Raw genomic sequence first — 17,429 nt, forward strand, 5'->3', positions numbered from 1 at the left:
TTTTTGCGGGTTTGTATACAGTCAGGCGTCATCAACAGGAGAAAACATGCAGTTAGCGGAGGAGAGGCGGCAATCGATCATCGACGCTGTCGAACGCGAGGGTCGGGTGCTGGCGGCCGAGCTGGCCCAGCGCCTGGACACGTCGGAAGACACCATCCGGCGCGACCTGCGCGATCTCGACGCCGCCGGCCTGCTGCGCCGCGTGCACGGCGGCGCGGTGCGGCGCACGCGCGAGGCCAGCTTCGGCGAGCGGGTCGAACGCGACCTCGCGCGCAAGGCCGCGCTGGCTCACAGCCTGCGCGAGTGCATCCGTCCCGGCGACACGGTGTTGATCGATGCCGGTTCGACCAACCTGGCGCTGGCGCGCCTGCTGGAAGACGGCCAGGCCGCCACCATCATCACCAACAGCCCGCAGGTGGCGCTGGCGCTGGGCGACTTCCGCCGCACCCGCATCGTGCTGCTGGGCGGGACCTACCATGCCGCCATGGGGGCCGTGCTCGGGGCCTGGACCCTGGCCGAACTGCAGCAGTTGCGCGCCGACCTGTGCATCGTCGGTCTCTGCGCGCTGGACGCCAAACGCGGCCTGGCCGCATCGGACGCCGAGGAAGCCACGATCAAGGCCGCCATGGTCGCGGGCAGCACGCGCCGCGCGGCCGCCGTGCTGAACGAGCGCCTCGTCGACGGTGCGCCGTTCGCTTTCGGGCGCCTGGCCGAACTCGATCATCTGGTGCTCGAGGCCGACGCGCCCGAGGACAGCATCGCCAGCCTGCGCCAGGCCCACCCTGGCCTCGATCTCCGCATTGCCGCAAAGGCCCGTACATGAATCACCCGCACAAGCACTCCCTCGCGGCCGCCCGCTGGTCGATCTCCACCGTCTTCCTGCTCAACGGCGCCGGCATCGGCCTGTGGGCCGCGCACATACCGGTGGTGCAGGCGCGCGCCGGCATCGATACCGCCACGCTCAGCATGGTGCTGCTCACCATCGCCGCCGGCGCCCTGCTGGCGATGCCGCTGATGGGCGGCTTCACCGCGCGCTGGGGCACGCGCCGCATGACCCTGTGGTCAGGCTTCCTGTTTGCGCAGATGCTGGCGCTGATCATGAACGTCAGCGAGCTGCACCTGCTGTTCGCCGCCGCCTTCGCCTTCGGCGTCAGCAACGGCGCGCTGGACGTGGCGATGAACGCCAACGCCAGCGAGGTCGAGACCGCGCGCGGCGTGCCGACCATGTCCTCCTTCCACGGCTTCTTCAGCCTGGGCGGCCTGCTTGGCGCGGCGCTGGGCGGCGTGATCCTCCAGCAGGGCTGGGGCGACGGGCAGGGCGCACTCGCCATGGGCATCCTGACTGCGATCGTGCTGGCGGTGGCCGCGCCGCGCGTGATGGCCTTCGCACCCACCCACGAAGCGGGCAGCCACTTCCAGCTGCCGCGCGGCGCGGCATTGAGCCTGGGCCTGCTGGCGCTGCTGTGCTTCGCGGTGGAAGGCGCGCTGGTGGACTGGAGCGCCCTCCTGATGCAGGAACGCACCGGCGCCGAGCCGGCGAAAGCGGCCCTGGCTTATTCCGCCTTCTCGGTTGCGATGGCGGTCTGCCGCTTCGCGGGCGACCGCCTGATCCTGCGCTTCGGCGCGCTGCGCGTGATGGTGCTGGGCGGGCTGGCGATGTTCGCCGGCCTGGCCACCGCGGTGCTGAGCACCCACTTCCTGCTGTCGGCGGCCGGCTTCGCCCTGATCGGCATCGGCGCGGCCAACGTGGTGCCGCTGCTGTTTGGCGCTGCCTCGCGCATCCCCGGCATGAGCGCGGGCGCCGGCGTGGCGGCGGTGGCGACCCTGGGCTACGGCGGCCTGCTGCTGGCGCCGCCGGTGCTGGGCTATATCGCCTCGCAGGCCAGCGTCATGGTGGCGCTCGGGATGCTGTCGCTGTCCGGGCTCGTCATCGCGATGAGCGCGGGGATCATCAAACGTCAGGAATAGGCCTCGTTGTTTTCCGGTCAAACGCCGACATTCCCTGTTGCTCGGAAAGCTCCGGTGGCATACTTGAGCGGTTCGATCAACCGTGCCTCCTCGTCCATGCGCCGCGTTCTTCTTCCTGTGCTGGCTGCCTGCTGCATATCGATACAGCTTCCGGCGCAGGCCGTACCTAGCGAACGCATCACCCTGTGCTTCGAGCGCCAGGAAGTGCGTCCCTGGCGCACCCTGCATCTCGACGGCCTGAATTTCGAGCTGCTGGCGGAGGTCGCGCGCCGCACCGGCGTCAGCTTCGACTACCAGAGCATGCCGTGGAAGCGCTGCCTCGAACAGCTAAAGGCCAACCAGGTCGACGGCGCCTTCTCGGTGAGTTTCAGCCGCGAGCGCATGGCGCTGGGGGCCTATCCGGGCGTCGCCGCCGGCGCCCCAATCCCCAGGCCGACACCGCCAAGCGCATGCACATGGACTCCTATGTGCTGGTGCGTCCCCGCGGCAGTCGGCTCGATTGGGACGGCAAGACGTTCCGCAATCTGGACGGAAGGATCGGCTTCCAGCTCGGCTACTCGGTCGGACACTTCCTGCGCGCGCATGGCGTCGCAATCGACGAGGGCAGCCAGCGCTCCGACGAGCTGGCGCAAAAGCTCGTGGCCGGACGCCTGGCCGGCGCATCAGCTGGGCGGCCGCACGACCGCCCAGCTGATGCGCGGACCTTATGCCAGCCGGCTCGAGGTGCTGCCGCTGCCGCTGCTCGACCAGGCCTATTACCTGGTGCTGTCGCACGATTTCGCCGCGCGCCAGCCGCAGCTGGCCGCGCGTCTGTGGGACGCGGTGGAGCAGGCGCGCATCAGTCCCGCCTACGGCAAGCACGAATTGCAGGCGGTGGGCAGTGCGCCCTAATGAAGCGCAACAGGTAGAATCCGGTTCTTCAACATAGGGGAACACGATGAAACGAACTGACCTGGCAAAGAAGGACGCCGAAAGACTGAAGAACCAGATGGGTGCGCAGAACGCGGGCTTCGGCGCGGCCGCCAAGGGCGCCACACTCGACCGGCGCGAGCAGCGCGAGCGTGACCGCGCGCTGGGACTGGTGCCCTTCGCCGTCAAGCTCAACGGCGACCTGGTCAAGCAGCTGCAGGAATTGAGCAAGGAACGCGGCGTCGATCTGAACGAACTGGTCGCCGAGCTGCTGCAAAAAGGCTTGTCCGCGTAAGCGATCAACGGGGGAGCGAAGGCATGGCCAGACTTGTATTCGGAATGAACCAGTCCCTCGACGGCTACGTCGACCACATGTCCTTCGGGCCCAGCCCCAGGCTGTTCCGCCATTTCATCGACGAGGCGGAGCAGCAGGCCGGCAGCATCTACGGCCGCAAGATTTACGAGATGATGCGTTACTGGGATGACGAGCATCCCGAATGGGACGCGGACCGGCAAGCGTTCGCGGCGGCCTGGCGCAGGCAATCGAAGTGGGTGGCGTCGCGCGGCATGCCGTCGCTGGGCCCCAGGGCCACGCTCCTCGAAGGCGATCTCGGGGACGCGATTCGCCAAATAAAGCATGAGGTCGAAGGCGAGATCGAAGTGGCCGGCCCGGACCTGGCGCGCAGCCTCACGGAACTCGGCCTGATCGACGAATACCGCATCTACCTGCACCCCGTGGTGCTTGGCAGCGGTACGCCGTATTTCGCCGGCCCGCGCCCGCCCCTGCGCCTGCTGGCGCACGACCGGATCGACGATGACGTGATCAGGCTGCGCTACGTGCCGGTCTGAATCGCCTCAAGCGTACTCGCGCAGGACGGCATAGACGCCGTTCTTCGACTCCACCAGCGCATAGCCGCGCACCTCCCACAGCACCGGCTTCCCGTCGACAGGAAGGGTGGAGCCGCCGGCGCGGCGCGCCATCGTCACGTGCGGACGGTAGCGGCGCGCTTCCGGCTGCAGGCCGAGCGCCAGCAGCGCATCCGACAGCCGTCCATGCAGGGCGGCGAGGGCAGGCGGGGTGGCGTCGGGTTCGAGCACCGCAATCCCGTTGTGCCACAGGGCTGCATGCGTGAGCTCGAGGTGGAAGAGTTCGAAGGGCACTGCGAAGCCGTCCAGCAGTTCGGGCAGGCGTTCGCTCGGCAGGGCGCCGAGGAAGTGCAGGGTGACGTGCAGCTTGTCCGTCTGGACCGGCGCGGCGCCTTTCGCCCAGCCCCAGGCGTCGCGCCACTCCTTTAACTGGTGGCGCAGCGCGGGATCGGGCCAGAGGGCCAGGAACAGGCGGGTTGTGTCGGCTTGCCCGTCCATGGCGGCGCCAATCAGAAGCAGTGTTCCGGCGCCGGGAAGCTGCCGTCCTTCACCGCCGCCACGTAGCTGGTCACGGCGGCGTCGATGCTGGTCTGGCCTTCCATGAAGTTGCGCACGAAGCGCGCCTTGCGGCCCGGGAAGACGCCCAGCAGGTCGTGCATCACCAGTACCTGGCCGGAGCAGTCGGGACCCGCGCCGATGCCGATCGTGGGGATGGTCAGCAGCTCGGTGACTTCCTTGCCCAGTGCGGCGGGAATGGCTTCCAGCACCACCAGCGAGGCGCCGGCCGCCTGCAGGGCCAAAGCGTCGGCCTTGAGCTGTTCGGCCGCGGCGTCGGTCTTGCCCTGCACCTTGAAGCCGCCGAAGGCGTGCACGAACTGCGGGGTCAGGCCGATGTGGGCGCACACCGGGATGCCGCGCTCGACCAGGAAGCGCACGGTTTCGGCAAGCCATGCGCCGCCTTCGATCTTGACCATCTGGGCGCCGGCGCGCATCAGGGTCACGGCATTGTTGTAAGCCTCGACCGGGGTCGTGTAGCTGCCGAAGGGCATGTCGGCCAGGACCAGCGCGAGCTTGTTGCCGCGCGCGACCGAGGCGGTGTGGTAGGCGACGTCCGCCACCGTCACCGGCAGGGTCGAATCGTAGCCGGCGCAGACCATGCCCAGCGAATCGCCGATCAGCAGCACTTCCACGCCGCAGCGGTCCATCAGCGAGGCGAAGCTGGCGTCGTAGGCGGTCAGCATGGTGATCTTGTCGCCTGCCGCGCGCATGGCCAGCAGCGAGGGCGCGGTCACGGCCTTGCGCACCGGTTTCGGTGCGTCGTTGGCGGCTGGGTCCTGGCCCTGCAGATAAGCGCTCATGGGAATCCTTTAAAACGATCGTTCGGAAAACGCGTAGTGTAATCCGCCACGGGCAAACGCGCAGGGGAACGTCTTAAGATCGGAAGATAAAATACACCGCCCCGACCAGGCACAGCGCCGCCCAGACGTAATCGAGCTTGAAAGGCTGGTCCATGTAGAGCATGGCGAAGGGCACGAAGACCGAGAGCGTGATCGCTTCCTGCATGATCTTCAGTTGCGCGAGGCTGAACTGGGTATGGCCGATGCGGTTGGCAGGCACCTGCAGCAGGTACTCGAACAGGGCGATGCCCCAGCTGATCAGGGCCGCGATGTACCAGGCGCGGTTGTTGAGGTTCTTCAGGTGGCCGTACCACGCGAAGGTCATGAAAATGTTCGACAGCACCAGCAGGCCGGCGGTCTGGAACCAGATGGGCAGGCCCATATCAGAAGACTTTCTCGACGGCCTGGCTGGCTACCAGCGGCAGGTAGTCGTGGATCGCGCCGAGGCCCGGGATCACGAGGTCGGGCGCAATCTCGGCCAGCGGCGCCAGCACGAAGCCGCGCTCGTGCATGCGCGGATGCGGCACCGTAAGCGTCTCGGTGTCGATGCGCTGGTCGCCGTACAGCAGCAGGTCGAGGTCGAGCGTGCGCGGCGCGTTGCGGTAGGGCCGCTCACGGCCGTGGGCCTGCTCGATGTCCTGCAGCGCCTGCAGCAGTTCATGCGGATCGAAGCTGGTGTCGATGCAGGCCACGGCATTGATGTAGTCGGGGCCGCTCGAGTCGACCGGCGCGGTGCGGTACAGGCCGGACGTTTCGATGATTGTCGAACCGTCGAGCAGGGCCAGCCGGCGCAGCGCATCGAGCACATTGGCTTGCGCGTCGCCGAGGTTGGCGCCGATGCCGACGTAGGCGATCATTCCTCGCCGCCGCCCTGGGCTTGCGGCGCTGCGCCTTCGCCGCCGGAGCGGCGCGGACCGCGGCGCGGCGGACGCTTGCGCTTCTGCGAGGTGCCCGCTTCGCCGTTGCGCGGACGCGCATTGGCTGCGGCCAGCAGGGCTTCGCGTTCGCCGCCTTCGGCCGCATAGAACGCGGTCCACCATTCGCCGACCTCGCCCGGCAGCTCGCCCGATTCGCAGCGCAGCAGCAGGAAGTCGTAGCCGGCGCGGAAGCGCGGGTGTTCGAGCAGCTTGAACGGCGCCTTGCCGGTGCGGCGCTCAAAGCGGGGCTGCATGGCCCAGATGTCGCGCATGTCGGTGGCGATGCGGCGCTGCAGGGCCAGGTTCTCGGTCTGGGTCTCCAGCACGTCGTCGGCCGCCAGGTGCAGTGCCGGAATCGGCGCTTCGCCGGCGGCGCGGTAGGCGTTCCACTTTTCCAGCACCTGGTGCCACAGGAGCGAGGCGAACAGGAAGCCCGGCGAGACGCCCTTGCCGGCCTTGACGCGCCCGTCCGTCGATTCCAGCGCCAGGGTCACGAACTTCATGCCGATCGGCTGTTCCAGTACCACGTCCAGCAGCGGCAGCAAACCGTGGTGCAGGCCGGCCGAGCGCAGCTCTTTCAAACAGGCCAGCGCGTGGCCGGACAGCAGGAGTTTCAGCATCTCGTCGAACACGCGCGCCGCCGGCACGTTGTCGATCAGCGGCGCCATCACGGGAATCGGCGCGCGCGTGGTCGGCTCGATGGTGAAGCCGAGTTTCGCCGCGAAGCGCACCACGCGCAGCATGCGCACCGGGTCTTCGCGGTAGCGCGCTTCCGGCACGCCGATGATGCGCAGTAACTTGGCGCGGATGTCCTCGATGCCCCCGTGGTAGTCCAGCACGGTCTGGGTGGCCGGATCGTAGTACATCGCGTTGATGGTGAAGTCGCGCCGCGCCGCGTCCTCGTGCTGGGGACCGAAGTTATTGTCGCGCAGGACCCGGCCATGCTCGTCCTTGGGCGCGTTGTCGCTGCCGTTGCCGCGGAAGGTGGTCACCTCCAGCAGGTCCTGGCCGAACATCACGTGCACGATCTGGAAGCGGCGCCCGATGATGAAGGCGCGCCGGAACAGGCGCTTGACCTGCTCGGGCGTGGCGTCGGTGGCGATGTCGAAGTCCTTCGGCTTCACGCCCAGCAGCAGGTCGCGCACGGCGCCGCCGACGACAAAGGCCTGGAAGCCGGCTTCCTGCAGGGTTTGCGTCACCGTGATCGCGTTGCGCGACACGTTGCGCGGGTCGATCTTGTGCTCTTCCGGTCCGAGGATGACTGGTTGGGTCGGGTCGCGGCCGTCGTCTTTCACGCCGAGGATCTTGCGGATGAATTTCTTAATCATTGAATAAATGAAGAGTTGGCCAACCCTGCGCCTGCGCGTGGGCGGCGAGCTTGGCGCTCGGGTTGGTGGCGACCGGGTGGCTGACGATCGACAGCAGCGGCAGGTCGTTGTGCGAGTCGCTGTAGAAGTGGCAGCGCTCGAACGCGTCGAAGCGGGTGCCGAGACGTTCCAGCCAGGCGTGCATGTGGGTGATCTTGCCCGGGCCCGAGGTCGGGGTGCCGAGCAGTTTGCCGGTCAGTTTCCCGTCCGCGTCGTACTCCGGCATGGCGCCGATGTGGTGCTCGACGCCGAAGCGGGCCGCGATCGGCGCCGTGATGTGGTAGTTGGTGGCAGTGATAATCGCCACCAGGTCGCCGGCTTCCTGGTGCTGGCGCACCAGCGCCAGCGCGCGCGGCCGGATCGCCGGTTCGATCACCTCGAGCATGTAGCGGGCGTAGATGGCATCCAGCTCGGCGCGCGGGAAGCGCGCCAGGGTGCCGAGGGCGAACTCGAGGTACTCGACCGGGTCGAGCACGCCCGCCTGGTACTGGGCGAAGAACTCGTCGTTGCGGCGGCGGAAGGAGGCTTCGTCCACCGCGCCTATGCGGACCAGGAACTCACCCCATTCGTAATCGGAATCGATCGGCAGCAGGGTGTGGTCGAGGTCGAACAGCGCAAGGTTTTTCATTCTTTGGTTTCCGACTGCTGGTTTTCTTGCAGCAACAAATCACGCAGCAGGGGCAGGGTGACGGGGCGCTGGGTCTCGAGCGAATACTGGTCGAGGGCGTCCAGCATGGTCGCCAGCGAGCGCATGTCGCGTTTGAAGTGAGACAACAAATAGGGTAACACGCTGGCCGACAGCGTCAAACCACGCGCTTCCGCGGCCTGGGTCAGCGCCGCGATCTTCTCGTCGTCGGACAGGCCCTTGATCTGGTAGACCAGGCCCCAGCCCATGCGCGTGCGCAGGTCTTCGCGCACCTGCAGCACGCCCGGCGGCACCGGGCCGGTGCTGACCATGTAGGCGCCGTGCTCGCGGATCTGGTTGAACAGGGCGAAGGCGTCGATCTGGCGCTGCGGCGACAGGCGGTCGCAGTCGTCCAGCAGGTACAGCGTCACGTCATCGGTGTGGATGAACTGATCTGCCGGTGCATCGAAGGGGATGTAGCGCGAGCCGGGGCTGGCGGCCAGGGCCTGCAGCAAATGGGTCTTGCCGGCGCCGGTGTCGCCCCACAGGTAGGCGTAATGCTCGCGCGAAGCACGCTGCGCGAACTGGTGCATCAGGTGCGCCAGTTCGGCATTCTCGCCCACCTGGAAGGTGTCGAGGCTGTGCGCCGGTTCGGCGCCTAAATCGAGCACCAGCTGTTTCATGGCGTCGGGATCATGTCGGAAAAATCATACGTCAGGCATTATAAAAGCTGCTGCGCAGATAGTGGGCACGCACGTGGCGGAAGCCGACCATCAGCACGGCCGACGCGGGCAGGGCCAGCAGCACGCCGGCGAAGCCGAACAGTTCGCCGAAGGCCATCAGGGCGAAGATCACGGCCAGCGGATGCAGGCCGATGCGCTCGCCCACCAGGCGCGGCGTCAGGATGAAGCTTTCGATCAGCTGGCCCACGGTGTAGATCGCCACCACCCAGGCCAGGCCCACCCAGCCGGGGAACTGCAGCAGGGCCGCGACCAGGGCCAGCAGCATGCCCAGGCCAAAGCCCAGGTAGGGCACGAAGCCGAGCAGGCCGGTCAGCACGCCCACCGGCAGCGCCACGTCCAGTCCGAGGATGGCCAGCGCCACCGAGTAGTACACGGCCAGCGCGATCATCACCAAGAGCTGGCCGCGCAGGTACTGGGCCAGCAGCCCGTCCGCCTCGACCGCCATGTCGCCGACCTTGGCGACGTAGCGGCGCGGGATGGCGCCGGCGATACGCGCCAGCAGGTGGTGCCAGTCGAGCAGCAGGTAGAACAGCACCACCGGCACCAGGGTCAGCGTCGCGATCCAGCCCAGCACGGCGCTGCCGCCGACGCGCACCTTGGCCAGCACCGAAGTCCACAAATCGTCGCCGCTGGCCGCGACCTGCTGCTGCAGCAGCTCGCGCAGGCCGGCGCTGTCGAGTTTCACGTGGATGCCGTAGCCGGCCAGCCAGGGCGAGACATAGGTGTCGAGCCAGGTGAAGAAGGCGGGGATCTTGGCCTGCAGCAGGGGGATTTCGGCGCGCAGCACCGGCACCACGGTCAGGAACAGGGCCACCACGGCGGTGCAGAAGGCCGTCAGCACCAAGGAGACTGCAAGCACGCGCGGCATCCCGCCCCGGCGCTTGCCCTTCTTGTTCAGCCGCGGCCTGGCCAGCCAGTCGACCGCGCCATTGAGCATGTAAGCCAGGATGGCGGCCGCGATGAAGGGGGAGAGGATCGGACCGAGGGTGTAGAGCAGCAGCGCCACTGCGAGCCAGAGTGCCAACCAGAATGCGGATTGTTTTTGCTCCGGGCTCAGGAAAAATGGCATGAATATTCTTGTTAGTCTTGGCGGTTTTGCCAACGAATGCGGCCAATATGGCCTGAAATCGGGTTGGGCGGGGCTGTTTTGCTAAAATAGCGGATTGACCAGGTTTGGGTCTGCCGCCTTCTATTTTACCGCCTCCGCTGCCAAATACCATGAGCCAACCATCTAATGTTTCCCTCTCCTACCGCGACGCCGGTGTCGACATCGACGCAGGCGACGCCCTGGTCGAAGCGATCAAGCCCCTCGCCAAGCGCACCATGCGCGAAGGCGTCCTCGGCGGCATTGGCGGTTTCGGCGGGCTGTTCGAGATCAGCAAGAAGTTCAAGGAACCGGTCCTGGTGTCAGGCACCGACGGCGTCGGCACCAAGCTCAAGCTCGCTTTCGAGCTGAACCGTCACGACACGGTCGGCATCGACCTGGTCGCCATGAGCGTCAACGACATCCTGGTGCAGGGCGCCGAGCCGCTGTTCTTCCTCGATTACTTCGCCTGCGGCAAGCTGGACGTGGCCACCGCGACCAGCGTCGTGGCCGGCATCGCCCAAGGCTGCGAACAGTCGGGCTGCGCCCTGCTGGGCGGCGAAACCGCCGAGATGCCGGGCATGTACCCGGACGGCGAATACGACCTGGCCGGCTTCGCCGTCGGCGCGGTGGAAAAATCGCAGATCATCGACGGCAGCAAGATCGTGCCGGGCGACGTGGTGCTGGGCCTGGCATCGTCGGGCATCCACTCGAACGGCTACTCGCTGGTGCGCAAGATCATCTCGGTCGCCAAGCCGGACCTGGAAGCCGACTTCCACGGCCGCAAGCTGGCGGACGTCCTGATGGCGCCGACCCGCATCTACGTCAAGCCGCTGCTGGCCCTGATGCAGTCGATGGAAGTGAAGGGCATGGTGCACATCACCGGCGGTGGCCTGGTCGAGAACATCCCGCGCGTGCTGGCCGACAATCTCACCGCCGTCCTCGACGCCAAGTCCTGGACCCTGCCGCCGCTGTTCCAGTGGCTGCAGCAGCATGGCGGCGTCGCCGACGCCGAAATGCACCGTGTGTTCAACTGCGGCATCGGCATGACCGTGATCGTGGCAAAGGAAAACGCGGACGCCGCGATGGCGCAGCTGCAGGCGGCCGGCGAGACCGTGTACCGCATCGGCGAGATCCGCGCGCGCGAAGAAGGCCAAGCGCAGACCGTCGTGCAGTAATCTCGGCTGCCAATACGAAAACGGGCGCTCTGGCGCCCGTTTTGTTTTGCCTAGGGCGTCGACGCGCCGCCCAGCTGCTTCGCCAGGAACTTCTCCACCCGGCCCCAGAAATCGATCTTGGTCTTCGGCTGCGACCAGCCGTGTTCCTCGTCCTGGTACACCACCCATTCGAGTCCCTTGTTGTGGCCCGCCACCGCATCGCGCAAGCTCCGTCCGTGCACCAGCGGCACCCGGCGGTCGGCCGCGCCATAGGCCATCAGGAGCGGCTGGGTGATTTTGGCGGCGTGGGTGATGGGCGAATTCGCCTTCAGCTGGTCGGCATCCTTGACCGGGTCGCCGATCAGGTCCGGCATGCCGTAGGCCTTGTAGTCTTCCGACAGGTCGCTGAAGGCCCACTGGCCGTTGTACAGCAGGTTCAGGTCGGTGAGGCCGGCCCAGCTCACGCCGCAGCGGAACAGCTCGGGATCCTTGGCCAGGCCCATCAGCGCGGCATAGCCGCCGTAGCTGGCGCCCGCGATGCAGATGCGCTTCGGGTCGGCGATGCCCTGGGCGATGGCCCAGCGCGCGCCGTCCGCGATATCGTCCTGCATCGCGCGGCCCCACTGTTTGAGGCCGGCCGCGAAGTGCGCATGGCCGAAGCCGGTGCTGCCGCGGAATTCCGGCTCCAGCACGACGTAGCCGCGCGAGGCCAGGAACTGGTTGTCCGGATCCCAGCCCCAGCGGTTGCCACGCACGTAGGGACCGCCATGCACCAGCACCACCAGCGGCAGGTTCTTGCCGGCGCCCGCCGGGGTGGTGAGCAGGGCCGGGATTTCGCGCCCGTCGCGCGCCTTGTAGCGCACCGGTTCCTGGCGCGCCATGCGCTTGGGGTCGATGCCCGGGCGCCGTTCCATTAGGCGTTTCAAGGTGCCGTCGCGTAGGCTGTAGACGTTGTAGCTGACCGGATGGGTGTCGGAATAAGAGCTCACCAGGACCCAGGGCCCGTCCGCGCCGGCGGCGACCGAGACCAGGTTGACCGTGCCCGGCGCGAGTGCGTCGATCTTCTTCTGCAGCGCCGCCATCTCCGGGTCGAACCAGACGTTGGCGAGGGCGTCGGTGGTCAGGGTAGCGCCCAGCAGCTTGCCGCGCCGGCTCAGCAGGCTGCCGTCGAAGTCGTAGCCCGGGGTCTCGATGACGGGTTCGGCGCTGATCTTCCCGGTGCGCAGGTCGAAGGTGTGCAGCGAGGTGGTGTCCTTGCCGCCGGCCGCGCTGACGTACAGGGTGCCGTCCGGCCCGAAACCGACCGGTTCGATGGCCTCGCGCCCGCCCTTGAAGCGGTGGTAGGAGGCGATCGGACGCCAACTGGAGGTGACCGGGTCGAGGTAGTGCACCGTGCTGGTGTCCTTCTCGTAGGTGAGCGCCACCCGCGGCGCGCCCGCGTTGTCGAGCAGCCAGGCCGTCACGTTGCCGGGGCGCTGGACGCTGCTGGCCTGGCCGGTCAGGGTGTTCAGGCGCAGCAGCTCGACCGACTTGAACTTGTCCTTCAGGTCCCAGGTGATGCTCTCGACGTAGACGTACTCGGAATCCTGGGCGCCGCGCTGCGACATGATGAAGGTGTGCCAGGGAAGGGTGCGGCTCTTGATGTGCGATTCGATCCCGATCGCTTCGCCGCGGCGCTCGGCCAGCTGGCGCATCTCGCTGCCGTCGCGGTTGACCGCATACAGGCCGTAGGCGGCATCCTGTTTGGCCGGCCCCACGCTCTTGTCGGTGACGTTGAACAGCAGCCGCTCTTCGTTCACCCAGGCGAAGTCGAGGATATCGGCGTCCTTGTAGGATGCGGCGCGGCTGACCGCGTTGGTCTGCAGGTCGATCACCGCCAGCATGTCGCGCTGGCCGGGCGTGCTGAAGATCGCCGCCACGTAGCGTCCCTTGGGCGACAGGCGGGCGCGGTCGAGCGCCGGCGCCGAGAAGAAGTGCTCGATCGGCACCAGCGGCGCCGGCGCTGCCTGGGCGGCGGCGTCCAGGCATACGGAAGCGAGGGCGGCGCAGGCTAGCAGCGCGCGTGCGCAGAAAAAAGGAATGCTCATGGTCTCAGGTAGCAAATTGGTCGGGGAAGGCAGTCGTCATGGGGCGGCCCGGCTTGGGGCGGCGCTGCCGATATGCTTGTCCAGGAATTTCTCGACGCGGGTCCAGAAGTCGTAGCGCGTCGCCGGCTGGCTCCAGCCATGGCCTTCTTCCGGATACACCACCCATTCCACCTGCTGGTTGTGCTTCTTCACCGCATCGCGGAACAGCTCGCCGTGGAAGAGCGGCACGCGGCGGTCGGCGCCGCCATAGGCCAGCAGCAGCGGCTTGTCGATCCGCGCCGCCTGATAGATCGGCGAGGTGGCCTTGAGCTGGGCCGCATCCTTGACCTGGTCGCCGATCAGGACCGGCATCCCGTAGGCCTTGAAATCGTCGCCCGTGCCGGAATCGAAATTCCAGCGCCCGTTGTAGAGCAGGTTGATGTCGGTGACGCCGACCCAGCTCACCGCGCACCGGTACAGCCTGCCGTCGTTCACCAGTCCCATCAGGGCCGCATAGCCGCCGTAGCTGGCGCCCGCGATGCAGACGCGCTCGGGCGCGGCGATGCCTTGCGCGACCGCCCATTGCACGCCGTCGGCGATGTCGTCCTGCATGGCCAGGCCCCACTGCTTCCAGCCGGCCTCGAAATGCGCCGAGCCATAGCCGGTGGTGCCGCGAAATTCCGGTTCCAGCACCGCGTAGCCGCGCGAGGCGAGGAACTGGGTCTCGGGATCGAAGCCCCAGGTGCTGCCGCGCATGTAAGGGCCGCCATGCACGAGCACCACCAGCGGCAGGTTCCTGGTGGCGCCGCCGGCCGGCATGGTCAGGAGGCCCGGGATCTCGCGCCCGTCGCGCGCCTTGTAGCGCACCGGGCGCTGGCGCCCCATGCGCGCGGGATCGATCGCCGGGTGGGTGTTGCCGACCCGGTTGAGCGCCCCGGTCTGCTTGTTGTACAGGATGAAGCTGGTCGGCGCCGCGTCCGAGAACGAGCGGACCAGCACCCAGGGCGAATCCGCCTGGGACGGTACCGACAGCATGTTGACCTTGCCCGGCAGGAGCTGGTCGATCTTCTTCTGTAGCGCCGCCATCGCCGGGTCGAGCCAGACATTGCCGTTGGCGTCGGTGCGCAGGGTGGCGCCGAGCAGCTTGCCGCGATGGCTTACCAGAGCGCCGTCGAAATCGTAGCCGCGCGCCTCGATGATCGATTGCTTGCCGGGCTTGCCGGTGGCGAAGTCGAACGGGTACAGGGCGGTGGTGTCCTTGCCGGCCGAGGCTTCGACGTACAGGGTGCCGTCGCTGCCAAAGCCGACCGGCCAGAAGGTGTCGCCGTCGGCGACGTAGCGCGTGTGGGTGGCGATCTTGCGCCATTCGCCGCTGGCGGGATCGCGGTAGTGCAGGGTGCGCTGGTTGCCGTCGGCGGCCACGGCCAGGCGCGGTTCGCCGGCGTTATCGAGCAGCCAGTGCTTGACCAGCGCCGGACGCGGCACGGTCTTGAACTGTCCGGTGGCGGTGTTCAGGAGCAGCAGGTCGATGGACTGCACTTCGCCGCGCGCATACTCGACGCTGGCGACATAGGCATGGTCCGAATTCTCGGCGCCGCGCTGGCCGAGCATGAAGGTATTCCAGGGCAGCAGCTTGGCTTCCAGGCGGCTTCCGGTGGTGGCGACGATGCCCTCGTCGGCATGGCGCGCCGCCAGCTGGCGCCCCTTCGAACCGTCGCGGTTGACCGCGAACAGGCCGCTGGCCTCGTACTGGCCGCCGGGGCCGACGCGGGTGTCGCCGACGCTGTACATCAGGCGCTCGTCGTTCACCCACTGGAACTGCACGACGTCGAAGCCGGCATAGCCGGCCACGATCTTGATGCTGTCGGTCGCCAGGTCGACCACGGCCAGCACGTCGCGCCGTCCCGGCGCCGCCGACAGCGCCGCCAGGTAGCGCCCCGAGGGCGACAGGCGCACCTGCTCCAGCGGCGGATTGGCGAAGAAGGCTTCGACCGGCAGCGGCGGCGGCGGCGATTGCGCGGCGGCCGGGGCCAGGGGCAGCAGGAGGGGAGCGAGCACCAGCAGCGCGCAGCGCGCGAACGACGGCAGGGCGGGCATGAAGCGCTTCCTGGACGAGTTGGGGACTTGCCAGAATAGCAGTATTTACATGCCATTTATACATACATTGCCCCCGGCGGAAGCGATTATGCCGGCGGCATCGCGCCCTACTTCTGCACCGCGCCGCTGCCGATGTGCTTTGCCAGGAAGCGCTCGACGCGCGTCCAGAAATCGAAGCGCGTTTGCGGCTGGGTCCAGCCGTGACCCTCGTCCTGGTATACCACCCACTCGACCTGCTTGTTGTGGGCCGCCACCGCGTCGCGGAACTTGTTGCCGTGGTAGAGCGGCACGCGGCGGTCGACCGCGCCGTAGGCCAGCAGCAGCGGCTGGGTGATCTTCGCGGCCTGTTCGATCGGGGACGTGGCCTTGAGCTGGGCCGCGTCCTTGACCTGGTCCCCGATCAGCACCGGCATGCCGTACAGTTTGTAGTCCTCATCCAGGTCGTTGTTGAAGCTCCAGTGGCCGTCGTACAGCAGGTTGATGTCGGTGACGCCGACCCAGTTGATGCCGCACTTGTACAGGCCGGGATCCTTGACGAGGCCCATCAGCGCAGCGTAGCCGCCATAGCTGGCGCCGGCGATGCAGATACGCTTCGCATCGGCGATGCCCTGGGCAACAGCCCAGCGCGCACCGTCGGCGAGGTCGTCCTGCATGGCCAGGCCCCACTGCTTCCAGCCGGCCCGGTAGTGCGCGGTGCCGTAGCCGCGGCTGCCGCGGTAGTCCGGCTCCAGCACCGCGTAGCCGCGCGAGGCCAGGAACTGGCTTTCGCCGTCCCAGCCCCAGTGGTTGCCGCGCACATACGGACCGCCGTGCACCAGCACCACCAGCGGCAGGTTCTTGCCGGCGCCGCCCGCCGGGAGCGTCAGCAGGGCCGGGATCTCGCGCCCGTCGCGCGCCTTGAAGCGCACCGGGTCCTGGCGTCCCATCTTGCCCGGGTCGATGCCTTCGCGGCTGCTGCCGATCGGGTTCAGCTTTCCAGTGCTCGGGTTATACAGGTTGTAGGCAAGCGGGCGCGTGTCGGAGAAGGAGCGCACCAGAACCCAGGGCGCGTCGGCGCGCGCCGCCACCGAGATCAGGTTGACCGTGCCCGGCAGCAGCTTGTCGACGGCGGCCTGGGTGGCCTGCATCTCCTTGTCGAACCAGACGCTGCCCGGCGCATCGGTCTCCAGGATCACGCCGAGCAGCTTGCCCGGGCGCGTGACCAGGCCGCCGGTGAAGTCGTAGCCCTCGGTGACCACCACCGGGTCGGTATCGAGCTGGCCGGTGGCGAGGTTGAAGCTGTAAAGCGACGTGGTGTCCTTGCCGGCGTTGGTGCGCACGAACAGCTTGCCGTCATTGCCGAAGCCGACCGGCGAGAACGCGCCCCGGCTGCCGGTGTAGGTAGCGAATTCGGCGATCTGGCGCCACTTGCCGGTGGTCGGGTCGCGGTAGTGCATGCGCGTCTTGCCGCCTTCGGAGCGCAGGGTGAGGCGCGGTTCGCCGGCGTTGTCGAGCAGCCAGCTGTCCACCGGTCCAGGGCGCTGGACGGTCTGGGCCTGTCCGGTAACGGTGTCCAGGCGCAGCAGGTTGACGGTGCGGACCACGCCGTAGTCGTCGAGGTCGAGGCTGCGCACGTACACCGCATTCGAATTCTGGGCGCCGGGCTGGTCGAGCATGAAGGTGTGCCAGGGCTGGATCCGGCGGTCGAGCCGCGAGCCGCCCTCGCTGACGAATTCGACGCCGCGGCGGCTGGCCAGCTGGCGCAGGTTGCCGCCGTCGCGGTCGACGGCGTAGAGACCGCTGGCCAGCTGGTCGCCGCCCGGGCCGACCTGCTTGTCGCTGACGTTGAACATCAGGCGATTGTCGTTCACCCACTGGAACTCGAGCACGTCGACTTCCGCGTAGCCGGCCACCGCCTTCGCCTTGTTCTCCACCAGGTCGACCACGACCAGCGCGTCGCGCCGGCCGGGCGCGCCCGAGATGGCCGCCAGGTAGCGTCCGCTGGGCGAAAGCGCGGCGTCGTCCAGCAGCGGGTTGGAGAAGAACAGCTCGACCGGCGGCAGGGTGGCCTGGCCGGCGGCCGGCAGGATGGCGGCGAGTCCGAGGAGCACGGCGAGGACGCTGCGCAGGCACAGGCGGGAGAAGGCGGTCATGGGCATCCTTTCAACGAAGCGGCTTCCTGCCGAGCGTAGCAAACCGGACGCCGCTTTCGTATGGTCGCCTCCTACCGTGCGCACGATTATGCGCCATGCA

17 protein-coding genes are annotated in these 17,429 nt (G+C 67.7%); 6 read left to right on the forward strand and 11 right to left on the reverse strand.

What is annotated here, in order from left to right; all coding sequences use genetic code 11:
- Positions 1 to 46 precede the first annotated feature (46 nt).
- From GV068_RS17630 to GV068_RS17650, 5 genes are read left to right on the forward strand one after another with little or no spacing between them, the layout of a single operon-like run.
- A complete protein-coding gene (locus tag GV068_RS17630; RefSeq protein WP_159700661.1) occupies positions 47 to 823 on the forward strand; it encodes a DeoR/GlpR family DNA-binding transcription regulator in 777 nt (258 codons plus the stop codon).
- Entirely contained in the window at positions 820 to 1,968 is a 1,149-nt protein-coding gene (locus GV068_RS17635; protein WP_159700664.1) for an MFS transporter, read from the forward strand. The genes GV068_RS17630 and GV068_RS17635 overlap by 4 nt, the downstream gene beginning before the upstream one ends.
- A gap of 54 nt (positions 1,969 to 2,022) precedes the next feature.
- Positions 2,023 to 2,859, forward strand: a complete 837-nt coding sequence (locus GV068_RS17640; RefSeq protein WP_229464294.1) for a transporter substrate-binding domain-containing protein — start codon at positions 2,023 to 2,025, stop codon at positions 2,857 to 2,859.
- A 46-nt stretch (positions 2,860 to 2,905) separates the two neighbouring features.
- Positions 2,906 to 3,172 (forward strand): hypothetical protein, encoded by a 267-nt coding sequence (locus GV068_RS17645; protein WP_159700668.1) that lies wholly within the window; start codon positions 2,906 to 2,908, stop codon positions 3,170 to 3,172.
- A gap of 44 nt (positions 3,173 to 3,216) precedes the next feature.
- Positions 3,217 to 3,726: a dihydrofolate reductase family protein gene (locus GV068_RS17650; protein WP_201303307.1), complete on the forward strand. Its 510-nt coding sequence runs from the start codon at positions 3,217 to 3,219 to the stop codon at positions 3,724 to 3,726.
- Between the two features lie 6 nt (positions 3,727 to 3,732).
- On the opposite strand, the gene thpR is transcribed toward GV068_RS17650, so the two are convergent.
- From thpR to GV068_RS17690, 8 genes are all read right to left on the reverse strand, one after another.
- The gene (gene thpR / locus GV068_RS17655; RefSeq protein ID WP_159700673.1) at positions 3,733 to 4,242 is read right to left on the reverse strand and encodes an RNA 2',3'-cyclic phosphodiesterase; all 510 of its coding nucleotides are present in this window, start codon (positions 4,240 to 4,242) and stop codon (positions 3,733 to 3,735) included.
- 11 nt (positions 4,243 to 4,253) lie between these two features.
- Complete coding sequence (gene panB / locus GV068_RS17660) at positions 4,254 to 5,102, reverse strand: 3-methyl-2-oxobutanoate hydroxymethyltransferase (RefSeq protein ID WP_159700675.1); 849 nt, start codon at positions 5,100 to 5,102, stop codon at positions 4,254 to 4,256.
- Between the two features lie 73 nt (positions 5,103 to 5,175).
- Positions 5,176 to 5,523, reverse strand: coding sequence for a DMT family protein (locus tag GV068_RS17665; RefSeq protein WP_159700677.1), 348 nt, complete (start codon positions 5,521 to 5,523; stop codon positions 5,176 to 5,178).
- 1 nt (position 5,524) lies between these two features.
- Positions 5,525 to 5,998 (reverse strand): 2-amino-4-hydroxy-6-hydroxymethyldihydropteridine diphosphokinase, encoded by a 474-nt coding sequence (gene folK, locus GV068_RS17670; protein ID WP_159700679.1) that lies wholly within the window; start codon positions 5,996 to 5,998, stop codon positions 5,525 to 5,527.
- On the reverse strand, positions 5,995 to 7,386 hold the full coding sequence (gene pcnB, locus GV068_RS17675) for a polynucleotide adenylyltransferase PcnB (protein WP_159700681.1): 1,392 nt from the start codon (positions 7,384 to 7,386) through the stop codon (positions 5,995 to 5,997). Before pcnB ends, folK begins: the two co-directional genes overlap by 4 nt.
- On the reverse strand, positions 7,379 to 8,053 hold the full coding sequence (locus tag GV068_RS17680; RefSeq protein ID WP_159700683.1) for an HAD family phosphatase: 675 nt from the start codon (positions 8,051 to 8,053) through the stop codon (positions 7,379 to 7,381). The genes pcnB and GV068_RS17680 overlap by 8 nt, the downstream gene beginning before the upstream one ends.
- A complete protein-coding gene (gene hda / locus GV068_RS17685; RefSeq protein WP_159700685.1) occupies positions 8,050 to 8,733 on the reverse strand; it encodes a DnaA regulatory inactivator Hda in 684 nt (227 codons plus the stop codon). Before hda ends, GV068_RS17680 begins: the two co-directional genes overlap by 4 nt.
- 31 nt (positions 8,734 to 8,764) lie before the next feature.
- On the reverse strand, positions 8,765 to 9,862 hold the full coding sequence (locus GV068_RS17690; RefSeq protein WP_159700687.1) for an AI-2E family transporter: 1,098 nt from the start codon (positions 9,860 to 9,862) through the stop codon (positions 8,765 to 8,767).
- A gap of 149 nt (positions 9,863 to 10,011) precedes the next feature.
- Between GV068_RS17690 and purM the strand changes: the two genes are divergently transcribed.
- Positions 10,012 to 11,055, forward strand: a complete 1,044-nt coding sequence (gene purM, locus GV068_RS17695) for a phosphoribosylformylglycinamidine cyclo-ligase (RefSeq protein WP_159700689.1) — start codon at positions 10,012 to 10,014, stop codon at positions 11,053 to 11,055.
- A gap of 50 nt (positions 11,056 to 11,105) precedes the next feature.
- Here purM and GV068_RS17700 read toward each other — a convergent pair whose 3' ends face one another.
- From GV068_RS17700 to GV068_RS17710, 3 genes are all read right to left on the reverse strand, one after another.
- Positions 11,106 to 13,121: an alpha/beta fold hydrolase gene (locus GV068_RS17700; RefSeq protein WP_159700691.1), complete on the reverse strand. Its 2,016-nt coding sequence runs from the start codon at positions 13,119 to 13,121 to the stop codon at positions 11,106 to 11,108.
- A 36-nt stretch (positions 13,122 to 13,157) separates the two neighbouring features.
- A complete protein-coding gene (locus GV068_RS17705) occupies positions 13,158 to 15,197 on the reverse strand; it encodes a S9 family peptidase (protein WP_159700693.1) in 2,040 nt (679 codons plus the stop codon).
- A gap of 107 nt (positions 15,198 to 15,304) precedes the next feature.
- Positions 15,305 to 17,329 (reverse strand): S9 family peptidase, encoded by a 2,025-nt coding sequence (locus tag GV068_RS17710; RefSeq protein ID WP_159700695.1) that lies wholly within the window; start codon positions 17,327 to 17,329, stop codon positions 15,305 to 15,307.
- Positions 17,330 to 17,429 lie beyond the last annotated feature (100 nt).

This window comes from Massilia sp. 9I, assembly GCF_902506415.1.
In the GTDB taxonomy this organism is placed as follows: Bacteria; Pseudomonadota; Gammaproteobacteria; order Burkholderiales; family Burkholderiaceae_D; genus Telluria.

Bases quoted from the DNA above. Each gene is read 5' to 3' on its own strand.
- GV068_RS17705 (WP_159700693.1), bottom strand. From the start codon at position 15,197: ATGCCCGCCCTGCCGTCGTTCGCGCGCTGCGCGCTGCTGGTGCTCGCT.
- pcnB (WP_159700681.1), bottom strand. From the start codon at position 7,386: ATGATTAAGAAATTCATCCGCAAGATCCTCGGCGTGAAAGACGACGGC.
- GV068_RS17635 (WP_159700664.1), top strand. From the start codon at position 820: ATGAATCACCCGCACAAGCACTCCCTCGCGGCCGCCCGCTGGTCGATC.
- GV068_RS17710 (WP_159700695.1), bottom strand. From the start codon at position 17,329: ATGACCGCCTTCTCCCGCCTGTGCCTGCGCAGCGTCCTCGCCGTGCTC.
- GV068_RS17630 (WP_159700661.1), top strand. From the start codon at position 47: ATGCAGTTAGCGGAGGAGAGGCGGCAATCGATCATCGACGCTGTCGAA.
- panB (WP_159700675.1), bottom strand. From the start codon at position 5,102: ATGAGCGCTTATCTGCAGGGCCAGGACCCAGCCGCCAACGACGCACCG.
- hda (WP_159700685.1), bottom strand. From the start codon at position 8,733: ATGAAACAGCTGGTGCTCGATTTAGGCGCCGAACCGGCGCACAGCCTC.
- GV068_RS17680 (WP_159700683.1), bottom strand. From the start codon at position 8,053: ATGAAAAACCTTGCGCTGTTCGACCTCGACCACACCCTGCTGCCGATC.
- GV068_RS17645 (WP_159700668.1), top strand. From the start codon at position 2,906: ATGAAACGAACTGACCTGGCAAAGAAGGACGCCGAAAGACTGAAGAAC.
- GV068_RS17650 (WP_201303307.1), top strand. From the start codon at position 3,217: ATGAACCAGTCCCTCGACGGCTACGTCGACCACATGTCCTTCGGGCCC.
- purM (WP_159700689.1), top strand. From the start codon at position 10,012: ATGAGCCAACCATCTAATGTTTCCCTCTCCTACCGCGACGCCGGTGTC.
- GV068_RS17700 (WP_159700691.1), bottom strand. From the start codon at position 13,121: ATGAGCATTCCTTTTTTCTGCGCACGCGCGCTGCTAGCCTGCGCCGCC.
- GV068_RS17690 (WP_159700687.1), bottom strand. From the start codon at position 9,862: ATGCCATTTTTCCTGAGCCCGGAGCAAAAACAATCCGCATTCTGGTTG.
- folK (WP_159700679.1), bottom strand. From the start codon at position 5,998: ATGATCGCCTACGTCGGCATCGGCGCCAACCTCGGCGACGCGCAAGCC.
- thpR (WP_159700673.1), bottom strand. From the start codon at position 4,242: ATGGACGGGCAAGCCGACACAACCCGCCTGTTCCTGGCCCTCTGGCCC.
- GV068_RS17665 (WP_159700677.1), bottom strand. From the start codon at position 5,523: ATGGGCCTGCCCATCTGGTTCCAGACCGCCGGCCTGCTGGTGCTGTCG.